Consider the following 14,985-nt stretch of genomic DNA (forward strand, 5'->3'; position numbering starts at 1 on the left):
TGACCGTCCGGGAACAGCCAAGGGATCTCGTCCGGGGTGCCAACCCCGGCCTTACCGCGACGAGTCGCGACAAGCTCGCAGACCAGGGTGGCCATGGACGCCCCTGTCAAACGGTGACAGCAATGTGAGATACGAGCCCCAACAAAGAGTAAAAAAGCCCATCTGACCTGGGCATTCGACTTGATCACTAGAATCCGCCCCCATTCTAACGAGGTGTACGTCCTGTACATTTTTTACAGATGCACGGGCCCGCCCGGGCCCGGCCCACGGGAGGCACCTGCCATGCACCGACCCGCCACAGCCCGCTATGTCCTGCCGGAGTTCACGGAGCGGACGAGCGACGGCACGCGGACGCTCGACCCCTATTCCAAGCTGCTCTCCGAGCGGATCATCATGCTCGGCACGCCGATCGACGACACGGCGGCCAACGACGTCATCGCACAGCTCACGCACCTCGAACACGCGGCGCCCGAGCGCAGCATCTCCCTGTACGTCAACTCGCCCGGCGGCTCCTTCCCCGCCATGTGCGCCGTCTACGACACCATGCGCTTCATCGGCTGCGACATCGAGACCGTCTGCCTCGGCCAGGCCGGGGCCGCCGCGGCCGTGCTGTGCGCGGCCGGCACCCCGGGGCTGCGGCTGGCGCTGCCGCACGCGCGGTTCGTCGTCCACGAGCCCGGCCTCCCCGAGCCCGTCGAGGGACAGCCCTCCGATCTGACCCTGCATGCCGAGGAGTTGCAGCGCCACCGTGACATCATGGTGGCGATGCTGGCGCTGCACACCGGGCAGAGCGAGGAGCGGATCCGGCGGGACACCGACCGCACGACCGTCTTCGACGCCGCGGGCGCCGTCGGCTACGGCCTGGTCGACCACGTCGTCGAGAACCGCGACCGGCAGTCCGCGCGGGCCTGGGACAGGTGAGGCGGATGTGGCCGCCGGAGCTGCCGCCGCTGCCCGCGCTCACCCGGGCCGAGGGCGACGTCGTGGACCGTTATCTGGAAGTACTGGATCTCCTCGGCCGGATCAATCCATCGCGCACGCGCCACACGTACGGCGGGCTACGAGCCGCGCAGACGCTCGTGGTCGCGGCCACCGGACTGCGGGACGCCCTCGCCCTGATGTACGAGCGGGGCGAACGTGAGGTGCATTCGGGCACGCTGGCACAGGCGTTGCGGGTCCTGGACGGTGAACGTCGGGCACAGAAAGTGATGTTGCCGCCCGCGGGGGCGAGCGGATGAGCGAAAACCTTCAGGACCCCATTTCCCGCCGACGGCGTAGGGAACCGTAGACGGGCGGCGGTGATCATTCCGATCACCGCGCGCACGTCGCGCTCGCGGGCGCCACCGCACTGCAGGTGACGGACTCAGCACGGAATTTCCGCCATGGTCAAACCGCCCCGCGTCCACCGGAATTGCCCAGAGGTGACGAGGCTCACATAGCACGGTTTCCGCTCGGCGTGGCCGTCACCACTGCGCCAAGATCCCTCCGACGACAAGACCCCGCCACCACGGCGGGGCGGTCCGGGCGGACGCCGAACCCTGCCGCCGCCCGGGCGACCGGTCGACACGAGTGCACCGGCAGGGATGGAGGACCCGGGCACGACGGGACGGCGGGACCGTCCCTTGGGGTGAAGCCGCTCAGGCGGCCGGGCATTCTTCGCCTGCCCGAACCCGACAGGTCATCCTTCACAGGCGGCTGACGAAGGGTATGGCATGGGCGCGCACAAACGTCCTTCAAGGCTGTCGAGGGGCAAAACCGCATCGGCCCTGACCCTCGCTGCAGTCGGGGCCACGATGTTCCTGCCCGGCGGTGTCGACAAGGCCAACGCCTCGACCACCTCCGACCGGGCCCTGCAGATCGCGGAGTCCAAAGCCGGCGCCCCCTACCAGTGGGGCGCGACGGGACCGTACCGCTTCGACTGCTCGGGGCTGACCCTCTACTCCTTCAAACACGCCGGCAAACAGCTGCCGCGCACCGCCGAGGACCAGTACAACCGCACGGAGCACATTCCCGCTTCGGTCCGTGAACCCGGTGACCTGGTCTTCTTCCACCACGGCGGCTACGTCTACCACGTGGGCATCTACGTCGGGGGCGGCAGGATCCTGCATGCCCCGCACACCGGCTCGGTGGTCCGCCTCGAACACATCTGGACCAAGAACGTCTGGTACGGCCGGGTCGACGACTGACCGCACTCCGGGGGCGCGCACCGCGGGCGCGCCCCCGGACTCCGGATCACCCGGCTCAGGCGGCGGACGCGGTCCACGGCAGGCGGATCCACACGGTCTTTCCCCCGTCGGAGGTGGGGGTGACGGCGAACCGGCCGCCGCGCTCGGCGGTGAGGGCGCGGACGATGGCCATGCCCCGGCCGTTGTCCTGCTGAACGGCGGCGGGCAGCCGCCGCGGGTGGCGCGGGTGGCTGTCCGTGACGCCGATGCTCAGCTCCTCCTCCCGCTCCAGCCGGACGTCCACGGTGAAGGTGGGCGACTGGCCCCGGGTGTGCTGCACGGCGTTGGTGACGAGTTCGGAGACGATCAGCCGCACCGCGTAGGCGGCGTCGGAGCCGTCCGGGAGCCCCCATTCCGCGAGCACGTCCGCGACATAGTGGCGGGCCGTGGAGACCGAGGCGGGGGCGCTCGGCAGAGTGACGGTTGCTTCCTGGTGGTCTGCCATGGCGCTGTCCCTTTCCCGCCGGGACGGGCTCCGACCGCATTGTGCAGGAAGTCGGGAACGGAACCGGCGGCTCTCCGTGACAGCCTGCCACTGATAACCGTCGGGATGGGAGCGATCCACCGGGATATGCATATATCTGTCGCTCGAAGCGGTGAACTCTGCTACGAGAGACCGGATTTGGAACCACACTGGTCCCGTGACTCCGGCATGTGAAGGAAGAGCGCAGTGACCGTGGCGTGAAGGTCTCACCACGGCCGGGCGCGGGGAGGGATGGCTGAATTGCGATACGGACCCGCGGTGCGCCGCCGCAAGCTCGGTGCCGAGCTGCGACGCCAGCGCGAACTGACGGGGATGACCAGCCGGGAGGCCGCGGGAGCGGTCGGCTGGCACCAGTCGAAGGTGAGCCGGATCGAGACGGGCAGCAGTGGCGTGAAGCCGTCGGACGTGGCCCGGCTGCTGGATGCGTACCGCGTCTCGGACCCCGAGCTGCGGGCGCTGCTGGGGGCGCTGTGCGGTGCGGGGTCGGCGGATGCGGCAGGGGCCCGGCGCGGCTGGTGGTACGCCTACCGCGACCGGCTGCCGGCCGCCTATCTCGACTTCATCAGCCTGGAGTCGGAGGCGTCGGGGGCGCGCACCCTGGAGACGACGGTGGTGCCGGGGCTGTTGCAGACCGCTGCCTACGCACGGGCCGTGACCCGGGCGGCGCTCGGCGATCCCCCGGAGCAGCGGGTGGCGGAGCTGGTACAGGTGCGGCTGGCGCGGCAGTCGGTGCTGCGCGGGGAGAAGCCGCTGGAGTTGTGCGCGGTGCTCGACGAGGCGGTGCTGCGGCACGAGGTGGGCGGACCGGAGGTCATGGCGGAGCAGTTGCGGCAGTTGCTGCGCACGGGTTCGCTTCCGCATGTGCGGCTGCATGTGCTGCCGTTCTCCCGGGCCAACCATATCGGCATCACCGGGCCTTTCGTTATCTTCTCATTCCCGCGCATTGCCGATCTGGACGTGGTTGTTCTGGACCACTTGACGAGTAGCCTCTATCTGGAGCGGAAAGAAGACCTCCGGGCGTACGGCTCCGCCTTCACCACACTCCGGGCGCACGCCCTCTCGCACGAGAACTCGTTGGATTTCATCGCCGGGATCGCCGGGATCGGCGTCGGTGGTGGGTAAGGAGTTCATCATGTGCCCCTCGGACCCTTCGGACTGGCACCGCAGCAGCTACAGCACCGGAATGAACAACTGCGTCGAAACGGCCACGGTCGGCCCGGGTCTCCTCGCCGTGCGCGATGCGCAGCGGACGACGGCCCCGGCCCTGCTGTTCACCCCCGCCGCCTGGACCTCCTTCGTCCGGGGCACGAACGGCGGGGGCCTCCTCGAACTCTGACCACTGCCAAGGGGGTTCAGACCACTGGAGCGGTCCCCACGACCGTTCCGGCCGCCCGGGCGACCTCCGCCTCCGACAGGTCCGCCCGGGCGGTCAGCCGCAGCCGCGAGACGCCGTCGGGCACGGACGGCGGCCGGAAGCACCCGACCACGAGCCCGGCCTCCCGGCAGTCCGCCGCCCATTGCACGGCCGCCTCCGGCGACGGGGTCTGCACCGAGACCACCGCCGCGTCCGGCCGCACCGCCCTGAGCCCGGCCTCCGTCACCCTGCTGTGGAGCTCCCGGGCCACGGCCCGTACCCGGTGCGCGCGTTCCGGCTCCCGGCGCAGCACCCCGAGGGCGGCCAGCGCGGCGCCGGCCGCCGCGGGGGCGAGGCCGGTGTCGAAGATGAAGGTGCGCGCGGTGCTGACGAGGTGGGCGATGACCCGGGCCGGGCCGAGCACGGCACCGCCCTGGCTGCCCAGCGACTTCGACAGGGTGACCGTGGTGACGACGTCCGGCGCGCCCGCGAGCCCCGCCGCGTGCACCGCGCCCCGGCCGCCCTCGCCCAGGACGCCGAACCCGTGCGCGTCGTCGACGAGCAGGGCGGCGCCGGCCTCCCGGCACGCCCCGGCGAGGGCGGGCAGCGGGGCCGCGTCCCCGTCCACCGAGAAGACGGAGTCCGTGACGGCGAGGGCCCGGCCGTCGTGCGCGGCGAGGGTCTTGCGGACCGCCTCGGGGTCCGCGTGCGGGACGACCGCCTTCTCCGCGCGCGCCAGCCGGCAGCCGTCGATGAGCGAGGCGTGGTTGCCCTCGTCCGAGACCAGCAGCGTGCCGCTGCCGACCGGCCCGGACAGCGCGGTGACGGCGGCCAGGTTCGCGGCGTAGCCCGAGGAGAAGACCAGCGCCGCCTCGAAGCCGCAGAACTCCGCCAGTTCCTCCTCCAGCCGCGCGTGCAGCCCGGTGCTGCCGGTCACCAGCCGGGAGCCGGTGGCCCCCGCGCCCCACACCCGGGCCGCCTCCGCCGCCGCCCCGGTGACCTCGGGGTGCCGGGACAGGCCCAGGTAGTCGTTGCCCGCGAGGTCGGTGAGGGACGCACCCGGCTGCCGGGGCCGCAGGGTCCGCACCAGCCCCGCGGCCCGCAGCCGCTCGTGCTGGGCGTCGATCCAGTGGAACGGGTCCCGGTCTGCTCGCTGCATGTGCGTCCTCGGTGCCGAAGTGGGTTTGCACCGCAAGGTAGCCGCCGGGGGGCCTGTCGCGGGATGTGGTGATACACACACGTGAATCCGCCCGTCTTGTGCGATCTCTCCTTGGCCGGAACGGGTGGCGTGAGCAAGGATCTTCGCCATGGACCTGCTGAACACGCTGGTGGAGAAGGGGTTGCGGCGCGAGCTGCCGACCCGCGAAGAGGCCCTCGCCGTGCTGGCGACCTCCGACGACGAACTGCTCGATGTGGTGGCGGCGGCGGGCAGGGTGCGCCGCAAGTGGTTCGGGCGGCGGGTGAAGCTCAACTACCTCGTCAACCTCAAGTCCGGGCTCTGCCCCGAGGACTGCTCGTACTGCTCCCAGCGGCTCGGCTCCGAGACCGGGATCCTCAAGTACACCTGGCTGAAGCCCGAGGACGCCTCGAAGGCGGCGGCCGCGGGGGTGGCCGGCGGCGCCAAGCGGGTGTGCCTGGTCGCCAGCGGCCGCGGGCCGACGGACCGGGACATCGACCGGGTCTCGAAGACCATCGAGGCGATCAAGGAGCAGAACGAGGGCGTCGAGGTGTGCGCCTGCCTCGGCCTGCTCTCCGAGGGCCAGGCGGAGCGGCTGCGCGACGCGGGCGTGTACGCCTACAGCAACAACCTCAACACCTCCGAGGCCACGTACGCCGAGATCACCACCACGCACACCTACGCCGACCGCGTGGACACCGTGCGCAAGACGCAGGAGGCGGGCATGTCCGCCTGCTCCGGGCTGATCTCCGGCATGGGCGAGACCGACGAGGACCTCGTCGACGTGGTCTTCTCGCTGCGCGAGCTGAACGTCGACTCCGTGCCGGTCAACTTCCTCATCCCCTTCGAGGGGACGCCGCTGGCCAAGGAGTGGAACCTCACCCCGCAGCGCGCGCTGCGCATCCTGGCGATGGTGCGGTTCGTCCACCCGGACGCCGAGGTGCGCCTGGCGGGCGGCCGGGAGATCCACCTGCGCTCGCTGCAGCCGCTGGCCCTGCACCTGGCCAACTCGATCTTCCTCGGCGACTACCTGACCAGCGAGGGCCAGGAGGGCAGGGCCGACCTGGCGATGATCGCGGACGCGGGCTTCGAGGTGGAGGACATGGACACCACCACGCTGCCCGCCCACCGCTCCGACGCCGCGGGCTGCGGCGGCGGGAGCTGCGGCCCGTGCGGCGACGGCGGCACGGATCCGGCGGCGCAGGCCGAGCCCGACGAGGCCCGCACCGACCTGGTCGCCGTGCGCCGCCGGGGCGCGGGAACGGACCTGCCGCCCAATGCCTGAGCCCCTCGCTCCCGAGCAGCTGCTCGCCCTCGACCGGCAGCACGTCTGGCACCCCTACGGCCCGATGCCGGGCCGCCAGGAGCCGCTGATCGTGGAGTCGGCGTCCGGCGTGCGGCTGCGGCTGGCGCAGCCGGTGCACGGTGCGGACGAGCTGGTGGACGGGATGTCGTCGTGGTGGGCCGCCGTGCACGGCTACAACCACCCGGCGCTCAACGAGGCCGTCCAGGCACAGTTGGGGCGGATGAGTCATGTGATGTTCGGCGGGCTCACCCACGAGCCCGCCGTGCGGCTGGCCGCCCGGCTGGTGGAGATCGCGCCGGAAGGGCTCGAGCACGTCTTCCTCTCCGACTCCGGCTCGGTGGCGGTCGAGGTCGCCGTCAAGATGTGCCTGCAGTACTGGCGTTCCGTCGGGCGGCCCGCCAAGCGCCGCCTGATGACCTGGCGCGGCGGGTACCACGGGGACACCTGGCAGCCGATGGCCGTGTGCGACCCGGACGGCGGGATGCACGAGCTGTGGTCGGGGGCGCTGCCGCGGCAGGTGTTCGCGGACGCGCCGCCGGCCGGCTTCGACGCCGGGGCCGACCCGGCGTACGCGGCACACCTGCGCGAGCTGATGGAGCGTCACGCCCATGAGCTGGCCGCGGTGATCGTGGAGCCCGTGGTGCAGGGCGCCGGCGGGATGCGCTTCCACTCCCCCGCCTATCTGCGGGTGCTGCGCGAACTGTGCGACGAGCACGGCGTCCTGCTGGTGTTCGACGAGATCGCCACCGGATTCGGGCGCACCGGCGCCCTGTTCGCGGCGGAGCACGCGGGGGTCACCCCCGATGTGATGTGCCTCGGCAAGGCGTTGACCGGCGGCTATCTGTCGATGGCGGCGACGCTGTGCACCCCGCGGGTGGCCGACGGCATCTCGCAGGGCGAGGTGCCGGTGCTGGCGCACGGCCCGACGTTCATGGCCAATCCGCTCGCGGCGGCGGTGGCCAACGCCTCCCTGGACCTGCTGCTGCAGCAGGACTGGCGGACGGAGGTCAAGCGCATCGAGACCGGCCTGCGGGACGGCCTCGCGGAGGCGGCCGGACTGCCCGGGGTCCGGGACGTCCGGGTGCTCGGGGCCGTCGGCGTGGTCCAGCTCGACCACGAGGTGGACATGGCGGCGGCCACCCGCGCCGCGGTGCGCGAGGGCGTGTGGCTGCGGCCGTTCCGCGATCTCGTCTACACCATGCCGCCGTACGTCAGCGGGGACGAGGACGTGGCACGCATCTGCGCCGCGGTACGCGCTGTCGCGCGGGAGGGCTGAACCGCAGTACTTCGGCTGCGGGCCGGCGGTGGCCGGTCGCGCAGTTCCCCGCGCCCCTTCGGGGCGCGGGTCGAGGAAAGGAGACATCCGATGTCGGTACTGATCGTCTCGGGAACGGGCACAGAGATCGGCAAAACAGTGACGACGGCAGCGATTGCCGCCGCAGCCCGGGCAAAGGGCCGCACCGTGGCCGTACTCAAGCCCGCGCAGACCGGCGTGGCCCCCGGCGAGCCCGGGGACGTCGCGGAGGTCGAGCGCCTGGCGGGACCGGTGACGGGCGCCGAACTGGCCCGATTCCCCGAGCCGTTGGCGCCCAACACGGCGGCCCGCCGGGCGGGCCGGGAGCCGGTGCGGCCGGCGGAGATCGCGCAAACTGCGGAGGAGCTTGCGCGGACCCACGACCTGGTCCTGGTCGAGGGCGCGGGCGGACTGCTCGTGCACCTCGACGACGTGGGCAGCACCCTCGCGGACGCGGCGAAGCTGCTGGACGCACCGGTACTGGTGGTGGCCCGGGCGGGCCTGGGCACGCTCAACGTCACCCAGCTCACCGCGGAGGCGCTGCGGGCGAGGGGCCTGCGCTGCGCGGGCGTCGTCATCGGCAGCTGGCCCGCCGAGCCCGGCCTGGCCGTGCGCTGCAACGTCGCGGACTTCCCCGCGGTGGCGGACGCCCCGCTGGCCGGCGCCGTCCCCGAGGGAGCGGGCGGGATGGCCCCGGAGGAGTTCCGGGCGGCGGCACCGGGCTGGCTGGCCCCGGAGCTCGACGGCACCTGGGACGCGGCCCGGTTCGCGGCCGCACTGCGGAACTGAGGGTTCCGGCACCGTCCGCCCCACACTTCCCTTCCTGCACAACTGCCCCGGCAGCACGGGACATTGCGGCGCGCCGACGGTGCCGACGGTGCCGCCCGGGGGAACAATCGCGATAGCCGTCGTTCCCCGGGAAGGGGTTGTGCCATGCCGCTCCGCAACACGAGAACGCCGCACGACGCCGTGCACCACCCCGTATTCGCACGGTTCTACGGAAAGTTCAGCCCGATCGTGGACGAGCGGGCCGGGATCGGTGCACACCGGGACGAACTGCTGACGGGGCTCTCGGGCCGGGTGATCGAGATCGGCGCCGGGAACGGGCTCAACTTCGCCCACTACCCCGGATCCGTCTCGGAGGTGGTGGCCATCGAACCGGAGCGCCGACTGCGGCTGATGGCGGCCGAGGCCGCGGTCCGGGCCGGCGTGCCGGTGGATGTGGTGCCGGGTGCGGCGGAGGCGCTGCCCGTCAAGAGCGAGGCGTTCGACGCGGCGGTGGTCTCCCTGGTGCTGTGCTCGGTGCGGGACGTGCGGCGGTCGCTGGCGGAACTGCGCCGGGTGCTGCGGCCGGGCGGCCAACTGCGGTTCTTCGAGCACGGCCTGGCCGAGGGCCCGGCGCTGGCCTCCGTGCAGCGGGGGCTCGACCGCACCGTCTGGCCGCTGCTCTTCGGCGGCTGCCACACCTCCCGGGACCCGCTGGCGGCGATCTCCGAGGCGGGTTTCGAACTGACGGGATACCGCCGCCTGAAAGTCCCGCAGACCCGGGTGCCCACACCGTCCTCGCCGTGCTTCCTCGGCACCGCCGTGCGGCCCGCGGAGCCCGAACCGCGGCGCTGAATCCGGGTCATGAGCACCACGAAGATCCACTGAGGTATCCTCCCCCAAGATCGGAGGCGCCCTCCGGTACGCCGGAGGGCCAAGCACCCAGGGGGAGTTCATGACGCGTCCGTTCCGTTTCGGCGTCAACATGCTCGACATCGGCACCCGCGCCGCGTGGCGCGAGAAGTGCCGCAAGGCCGAGGCGCTCGGGTACGACGTGCTCCTCGTGCCCGACCACCTCGGCATGCCGGCCCCGTTCCCCGCGCTCGTCGCCGCGGCCGAGGCCACGCAGCGGCCGCGGGTGGGCACGTTCGTCCTCAATGCGGGCTTCTGGAACCCCTCGCTCCTGGCCCGCGAGGCGGCCACGACCGACCTGCTCACCGACGGCAGGCTGGAGTTGGGGCTCGGCGCGGGCTACGTGCAGGCCGAACACGACAGCGCCGGGCTGCCCTTCGGCTCGCCCCGCGAGCGGGTCGACCACCTGGAGCGCACCCTCACGGAGATACCCCGGCTGCTCGGGGACCCGGAGCACCGGCCGGCGGCCGTCCAGCCGCGCGTTCCGCTGCTGGCCGGGGGCAACGGCAAGCGGGTGCTGCGGATCGCCGCACAGCACGCCGACATCATGGCGTTCACCGGCGGGGGCGCCGGCCCCGACGGACAGCCGCGGCCGCTGACCCCCGCCGCCCTGGAGGAGAGCGTCGCCGCCTTCCGGGCCTTCGAGGGCGGCCGGGCCGAGCCCGCCGAGCTCAACTTCCTGGTCCAGATCGTGGCGGTCGGCGGCGACCCGCGCGTCAAGGCCCGCGAGCTGATGGGCTACCGCGACGAGCTCGGCGTCGAGGACTTCCTGGACCACCCCTCCCTGCTGACCGGCTCGGTCACGGAGATCGCCGACAGCCTCCGGGCCCACCGCAAGCGCTACGGCTTCTCCTACTTCACGATCCTGGAGCCGTACCTGGAGGCGTTCGCGCCGGTGATCGAGGAGCTGCAGGGGAGCTGACCGACCGGGGGGCTTTGTCGATCCTTTACCATGGCGACACCCGTTCTTCTTCGTTCCGGCGAAAGGTTGTGAGCGTCCGCCCATGGGCGAGCCCCCCAGTACCGGTCCCTGCCATCGACATCGCGCGGTCCCCCCGCCCCTGCCCGATCATGGGACGGAGGTGAACCGATGACCGAAGTGCTCCTTCTGGTGCTCGCCCTGCTGCTGACGCTCGCCTGCGCGGTGTTCGTCGCGGCCGAGTTCTCCCTCACCACCGTCGAGCGCGCCGAACTGGAGCGGGCCGCCGAGAACGGCGAGCGCGGAGCGCAGGGTGCGCTCAAGGCCGTGCGCAGCCTGACCTTCCAGCTCTCCGGGGCCCAGCTCGGCATCACCGTCACCGGCCTGGTCATCGGCATGCTCGCCAAGCCGTCCATCGCCGCGCTGCTCACCGGCCCGGTCGAGGCGCTCGGCCTGCCCGCCGCGGTGGCCTCCTCCACGGCGCTGATCCTGGGCACCGCGCTGTCGACCGTCGTGCTGATGGTCGCCGGCGAGCTCGTCCCCAAGAACTGGGCGATCTCCCGCCCGCTGCCGGTGGCCAAGAAGGTCGCGGGCCCGCAGCGCGCGTTCAGCACCGCCTTCGGCCCGCTGATCCGGCACCTGAACAACACCGCCAACCGCTTCCTGCGCCGGATGGGCCTGGAGCCCGCCGAGGAACTGGCCTCCGCGCGCAGCCCCGAGGAGCTCGTCGCGCTCGCCCGCCACTCGGCCCGGGAAGGTGCCCTGGAGAAGGACACCGCGGAGCTCTTCGTCCGCACCCTGAACCTGGCCGACCTGACCGCGGAGAACGTGATGACCCCGCGCGTGCAGGTCGTCGCCCTCGACGTACGGGCCACCGCCGAGGACGTCGCCAACGCCACCCGCGCGACCGGCCTCTCCCGCTTCCCCGTGTACCGGGGCGGCCTGGACACCGTCGTCGGCACCGCCCACATCAAGGACGTCCTCGCCGTGCCCGCCGACCGGCGCCCGCACCACCCCGTGGCGGAACTGCTCCGCGAGCCGCTGCTGGTGCCGGAGTCGCTCACGGTGGACCGACTGCTGGACCGGCTCTCCGCCAGGCGCAGCATGGCCGTGGTCATCGACGAGTACGGCGGCACGGCCGGCGTGGTCACCCTGGAGGACATCATCGAGGAGGTCGTCGGCGAGGTCCGCGACGAGCACGACCCCCACGAGCGCCCCGACCTGGCCCCGGGCGGCCGGGACGCCGAGGGCCGCCGGGTCTACGACGCGGACGGCGCCGTCCGCACCGACGACCAGCTGGAGGAGATCGGACTGCGCGTGCCGGAGGGTCCGTACGAGACCGTCGCGGGCCTGGTCGCCACCGAACTCGGCCGCATCCCGGCCGAGGGCGACATCGTCCGCGTCGCGGGCTGGCGCATCGACGTCACCGACGCCTCCGGGCGGCGTGCCGCCCGGGTGCGGCTGACCGCGCCCCTGCCCGGGGAGGCGGACCGATGACCTTCGTGCAGTTGCTCATCGGGCTGGCGACCCTGGCCGTCAACGCCTTCTTCGTCGGCGCCGAGTTCGCGATGATCTCGGTGCGCCGCGGCCAGATCGAACCGCTCGCCGAGGACGGCGACCGGCGGGCCCGCAGCGTGCTGTGGGGGCTGCGGCACATCTCCGCCCTGCTGGCCGCGGCACAGCTCGGCATCACCCTGTGCACGCTGGTGCTCGGCGTGGTCGCCGAACCGGCCATCGCCACCGTGCTGCACCCCCTCTTCGATGCGGTGGGCATGCCGCAGGCGCTGATCCACCCGGTGTCGTTCGTCATCGCGCTGGCCGTCGCCACGTATCTGCACATGCTGTTCGGCGAGATGGTGCCCAAGAACATCGCCCTCGCCGAACCCGTCCGCACCGCGCTGATGCTCGGCCCCCCGCTGGTGACGCTCGCGCGCGCCCTGCGCCCGGTGGTCTTCACCGTCAACGAGCTCGCGAACGGCGTCCTGAAGCTGCTGCGGGTCGAGCCCAAGGACGAGGTGGCGGCCACCTTCTCGGACGACCAGCTCGCCCGGATCGTCGCCGACTCCAGCGAGGCGGGCCTGCTCGACGCCCGGGCCACCGAACGGCTGCGGGACGCCCTGGAGCTGGGCAAGCGCCCCGTCGAGGACGTCGTGATGGCACTGGAGAAGGTCGTCTCGGCACGGCAGGGCATCACGCCCGAGGGCCTGGAGCGGCTCTCCGCGGCCACCGGCTTCTCCCGCTTCCCGGTGGTCGACGAGCAGGACCGGATCCTCGGCTACCTCCATGTGAAGGACGCCCTGGACGCCGAGCCGCGCGACGAGCCCTTCCTGCCGGAGCGGATGCGGCCGATCGCCCGGGTCCGCTCCGACACCCCGCTCGACGACGTGATCACGGCGATGAGCGGCACGGGGGCCCACCTCGCGGCGGTCATCGGCGAGGACAGCCGGCTGACCGGCCTGGTCACGCTGGAGGACGTGCTGCGCGAACTGGTGGGAAGGCAGCCGTGATCCGCCGCCGCGCGCAGGCGTAGGATCGCCGGGTCATGCAGATGAATGCCACATACACCAGCTTTGTCGCGGTCGGCGACTCCTTCACCGAGGGCATGTCCGACGGGCTGCCGGACGGCTCGTACCGCGGCTGGGCCGACCTGCTCGCGGCCCGGCTGGCCGAGCGCACCCCCGGGTTCCGGTACGCGAACCTGGCGGTGCGCGGCAAGCTGATCGGGCAGATCGCGGACGAGCAGGCGGCACCGGCCGCCGCGATGGGCGCCGACCTGGTGACGCTGGTCGGCGGGCTCAACGACGTCCTGCGGCCCTCGTGCGACGTGGACCTGGTGTGCGCCCGGCTGGAGGAGACCGTGGCCCGGCTGGCGCCGAGCTGCCGACAGCTGGTGCTGATGCGCAGCCCGGGACGGCAGGGGCCGGTGATGGAGCGGTTCCGGCCCCGGATGGAACAGCTCTTCGACTTCGTCGACGGGCTGGCCGAGCGGCACGGCGCCCTGGTGGTGGATCTCTTCGGGGCGGAGGTGCTGGGCGATCCCCGGCTGTGGGCCGAGGACCGGCTGCACCTGAACGCCGAGGGGCACCGGCGGGTGGCGGAGGCCGTCTGGCAGGCGCTGGGGGGTGCGCCTGCGTTCGATTGGCGGGTGCCGCTTCCGGGCGCCGCCCGGGCCGGCTGGGCCGCCCGGCGGACGTCGGACGTCCGCTTCGCGCGACAGCACCTGCTGCCGTGGATCGGGCGCAGGCTGTCGGGCCGCTCATCCGGAGACGGTCGGCCGCCGAAGCGGCCGGAACTCTTGCCGTACGTGTGACGCTGCGGCTCGTTCGTGGCTGGTCGCGCAGTTCCCCGCGCCCCTTCGGGGCGCGGGGAACTGCGCGACCAGCCACGAACGACTCTCAGACGAACGACGGCCTCGTAGCAACGCACAACCGGTGCCGTGGCCTGCGCGAACCGCCAGTAGAATCTGGTCACATTCTAGTGATCAACTTAAATGCCCAGGTCAGAGTGGATTTTTTACTCCTCGTTGGGGCTCGTGTCTCACATTTCCGTCACCGTTTTGCGGGGGTGTCCATGGGGGTCCATGTAGTCGCGGTAAGGCTGAGGTTGGCGCCCTGAACGACGTCCCTTGGCTGCTCGAGGGCGCTCTGCCACTGACAGCCGGATCGGCAAGTACCTCCACGGCACAGGAATTCGGCCCAGACCGCGGGCAAGTCGGCAGTCGGTGTGAGCGCGACTGTTTCGGGTGGGTCGGTATCGTGTGAGGAGCGGATCGGCGGCATCGGAGGATGACGGTGAGTGCTCAGTCTGGAGGGCCGTACGGGCCCTTGATCCCTGTGCCGGACCTCAGCCCGGACGCGCTGCGGGCCGCTGTCGCCAAGATTGCTCCCAGCAGGCTGCCTGCGCTCACGCAGCACCTTTTCGAGGCGACGACCAACGCCCAGCAGACCCGACCAACGCCCAGCAGACCCAGAGCCTCGCGCCGCTGCGTGCCTTCGTTCATTCCTGGGCGGTGTTCATCGCGATCGAGCGGTACCCCGAGCGCGCTGCCCGTCTCAGGGAGCTGGAGCGGATCGTGGACGCCGGCGAGCAGGACCCGGCCAGGGCGGTCGACGAGATTCTCCGGATCCGTCGCGCGGCAGAGGCCGAGGCCGGCCTGCGACCAGTTGGGGCTGGGAGTACAACCCGGGCGAGGAGCATGTCGCGGCCGGGCTGCCGCCTGGTGTCACTGCCGAGGCCGGGCGGCTGGCCACCGAGCCCGCCGCGCTGGGAAGTGATGCGGTGAAGGCCGGCCGGCCAGTGGACCGTGAGGGCGGGCTGCAGGAGTTCGACATTCTGGGCGGCCGCGGCTTCATCAGCTTCCTCGCCGCCCCCCGCCACCGCTGTATCTACGTCTGCAAGGTCACCTGGTACGGGTGAACTCCACTGCTGTGAACTGTCATCCCGTCAACCAGGCGAGAGTCACGCCGAGTTCGACGACGCCTGCTCCGGCGGCGAGCATCAGGTTCGGATGGAGGGCCCATGTGCTTGACGGAGCATCAACGGGCGGCCG

The 14,985-nt window shown here is 72.1% G+C and carries 15 protein-coding genes and 1 riboswitch; of the genes, 13 read left to right on the forward strand and 2 right to left on the reverse strand.

All coding sequences use genetic code 11. The annotated features are described in order from the left end of the window. Positions 1-282 precede the first annotated feature (282 nt). From ACLHRZ_RS39625 to ACLHRZ_RS39635, 3 genes are all read left to right on the forward strand, one after another. Positions 283-921, forward strand: coding sequence for an ATP-dependent Clp protease proteolytic subunit (locus ACLHRZ_RS39625; RefSeq protein ID WP_490423461.1), 639 nt, complete (start codon positions 283-285; stop codon positions 919-921). A gap of 5 nt (positions 922-926) precedes the next feature. Next, complete coding sequence (locus ACLHRZ_RS39630) at positions 927-1,238, forward strand: hypothetical protein (protein WP_490423462.1); 312 nt, start codon at positions 927-929, stop codon at positions 1,236-1,238. Positions 1,239-1,519: 281 nt separating this feature from the next. After that, positions 1,520-1,709: riboswitch (cyclic di-AMP (ydaO/yuaA leader) on the forward strand. 3 nt (positions 1,710-1,712) lie between these two features. After that, positions 1,713-2,186 carry a C40 family peptidase gene (locus tag ACLHRZ_RS39635; protein ID WP_490423463.1) on the forward strand — a complete coding sequence of 158 codons (474 nt, stop codon included), beginning with the start codon at positions 1,713-1,715 and terminating at the stop codon, positions 2,184-2,186. 55 nt (positions 2,187-2,241) lie between these two features. On the opposite strand, the gene ACLHRZ_RS39640 is transcribed toward ACLHRZ_RS39635, so the two are convergent. After that, positions 2,242-2,670, reverse strand: a complete 429-nt coding sequence (locus ACLHRZ_RS39640; RefSeq protein ID WP_490423464.1) for an ATP-binding protein — start codon at positions 2,668-2,670, stop codon at positions 2,242-2,244. A gap of 279 nt (positions 2,671-2,949) precedes the next feature. Here ACLHRZ_RS39640 and ACLHRZ_RS39645 point away from each other — a divergent pair, with 279 nt between their 5' ends. Beyond that, entirely contained in the window at positions 2,950-3,831 is an 882-nt protein-coding gene (locus tag ACLHRZ_RS39645) for a helix-turn-helix domain-containing protein (protein WP_490423474.1), read from the forward strand. Between the two features lie 10 nt (positions 3,832-3,841). Next, positions 3,842-4,045 (forward strand): DUF397 domain-containing protein, encoded by a 204-nt coding sequence (locus tag ACLHRZ_RS39650; RefSeq protein WP_490423465.1) that lies wholly within the window; start codon positions 3,842-3,844, stop codon positions 4,043-4,045. A 16-nt stretch (positions 4,046-4,061) separates the two neighbouring features. On the opposite strand, the gene ACLHRZ_RS39655 is transcribed toward ACLHRZ_RS39650, so the two are convergent. Continuing rightward, positions 4,062-5,222 carry an 8-amino-7-oxononanoate synthase gene (locus tag ACLHRZ_RS39655; RefSeq protein ID WP_490423466.1) on the reverse strand — a complete coding sequence of 387 codons (1,161 nt, stop codon included), beginning with the start codon at positions 5,220-5,222 and terminating at the stop codon, positions 4,062-4,064. Positions 5,223-5,370: 148 nt separating this feature from the next. Between ACLHRZ_RS39655 and bioB the strand changes: the two genes are divergently transcribed. From bioB to ACLHRZ_RS39695, 8 genes are all read left to right on the forward strand, one after another. After that, positions 5,371-6,525 (forward strand): biotin synthase BioB, encoded by a 1,155-nt coding sequence (bioB, locus tag ACLHRZ_RS39660; protein WP_490423467.1) that lies wholly within the window; start codon positions 5,371-5,373, stop codon positions 6,523-6,525. Beyond that, complete coding sequence (locus ACLHRZ_RS39665; protein ID WP_490423468.1) at positions 6,518-7,822, forward strand: adenosylmethionine--8-amino-7-oxononanoate transaminase; 1,305 nt, start codon at positions 6,518-6,520, stop codon at positions 7,820-7,822. The genes bioB and ACLHRZ_RS39665 overlap by 8 nt, the downstream gene beginning before the upstream one ends. Before the next feature lie 15 nt (positions 7,823-7,837). Next, the gene (bioD, locus tag ACLHRZ_RS39670; protein ID WP_490423475.1) at positions 7,838-8,629 is read left to right on the forward strand and encodes a dethiobiotin synthase; all 792 of its coding nucleotides are present in this window, start codon (positions 7,838-7,840) and stop codon (positions 8,627-8,629) included. Positions 8,630-8,773: 144 nt separating this feature from the next. Beyond that, positions 8,774-9,460, forward strand: a complete 687-nt coding sequence (locus tag ACLHRZ_RS39675) for a class I SAM-dependent methyltransferase (RefSeq protein WP_490423469.1) — start codon at positions 8,774-8,776, stop codon at positions 9,458-9,460. Between the two features lie 100 nt (positions 9,461-9,560). Then, positions 9,561-10,439 carry an LLM class F420-dependent oxidoreductase gene (locus ACLHRZ_RS39680; protein ID WP_490423470.1) on the forward strand — a complete coding sequence of 293 codons (879 nt, stop codon included), beginning with the start codon at positions 9,561-9,563 and terminating at the stop codon, positions 10,437-10,439. Positions 10,440-10,607: 168 nt separating this feature from the next. Next, positions 10,608-11,933 carry a hemolysin family protein gene (locus ACLHRZ_RS39685; RefSeq protein ID WP_490423471.1) on the forward strand — a complete coding sequence of 442 codons (1,326 nt, stop codon included), beginning with the start codon at positions 10,608-10,610 and terminating at the stop codon, positions 11,931-11,933. Beyond that, a complete protein-coding gene (locus ACLHRZ_RS39690) occupies positions 11,930-12,943 on the forward strand; it encodes a hemolysin family protein (protein ID WP_490423472.1) in 1,014 nt (337 codons plus the stop codon). The genes ACLHRZ_RS39685 and ACLHRZ_RS39690 overlap by 4 nt, the downstream gene beginning before the upstream one ends. 35 nt (positions 12,944-12,978) lie before the next feature. After that, complete coding sequence (locus ACLHRZ_RS39695; RefSeq protein WP_490423473.1) at positions 12,979-13,746, forward strand: SGNH/GDSL hydrolase family protein; 768 nt, start codon at positions 12,979-12,981, stop codon at positions 13,744-13,746. The last annotated feature ends 1,239 nt before the right edge of the window (positions 13,747-14,985 follow it).

It is taken from the genome of Streptomyces sp. AM25 (assembly GCF_058146165.1).

Bases quoted from the DNA above. Each gene is read 5' to 3' on its own strand.
- ACLHRZ_RS39625 (WP_490423461.1), top strand. From the start codon at position 283: ATGCACCGACCCGCCACAGCCCGCTATGTCCTGCCGGAGTTCACGGAG.
- ACLHRZ_RS39630 (WP_490423462.1), top strand. From the start codon at position 927: ATGTGGCCGCCGGAGCTGCCGCCGCTGCCCGCGCTCACCCGGGCCGAG.
- ACLHRZ_RS39635 (WP_490423463.1), top strand. From the start codon at position 1,713: ATGGGCGCGCACAAACGTCCTTCAAGGCTGTCGAGGGGCAAAACCGCA.
- ACLHRZ_RS39640 (WP_490423464.1), bottom strand. From the start codon at position 2,670: ATGGCAGACCACCAGGAAGCAACCGTCACTCTGCCGAGCGCCCCCGCC.
- ACLHRZ_RS39650 (WP_490423465.1), top strand. From the start codon at position 3,842: ATGTGCCCCTCGGACCCTTCGGACTGGCACCGCAGCAGCTACAGCACC.
- ACLHRZ_RS39655 (WP_490423466.1), bottom strand. From the start codon at position 5,222: ATGCAGCGAGCAGACCGGGACCCGTTCCACTGGATCGACGCCCAGCAC.
- bioB (WP_490423467.1), top strand. From the start codon at position 5,371: ATGGACCTGCTGAACACGCTGGTGGAGAAGGGGTTGCGGCGCGAGCTG.
- ACLHRZ_RS39665 (WP_490423468.1), top strand. From the start codon at position 6,518: ATGCCTGAGCCCCTCGCTCCCGAGCAGCTGCTCGCCCTCGACCGGCAG.
- ACLHRZ_RS39675 (WP_490423469.1), top strand. From the start codon at position 8,774: ATGCCGCTCCGCAACACGAGAACGCCGCACGACGCCGTGCACCACCCC.
- ACLHRZ_RS39680 (WP_490423470.1), top strand. From the start codon at position 9,561: ATGACGCGTCCGTTCCGTTTCGGCGTCAACATGCTCGACATCGGCACC.
- ACLHRZ_RS39685 (WP_490423471.1), top strand. From the start codon at position 10,608: ATGACCGAAGTGCTCCTTCTGGTGCTCGCCCTGCTGCTGACGCTCGCC.
- ACLHRZ_RS39690 (WP_490423472.1), top strand. From the start codon at position 11,930: ATGACCTTCGTGCAGTTGCTCATCGGGCTGGCGACCCTGGCCGTCAAC.
- ACLHRZ_RS39695 (WP_490423473.1), top strand. From the start codon at position 12,979: ATGCAGATGAATGCCACATACACCAGCTTTGTCGCGGTCGGCGACTCC.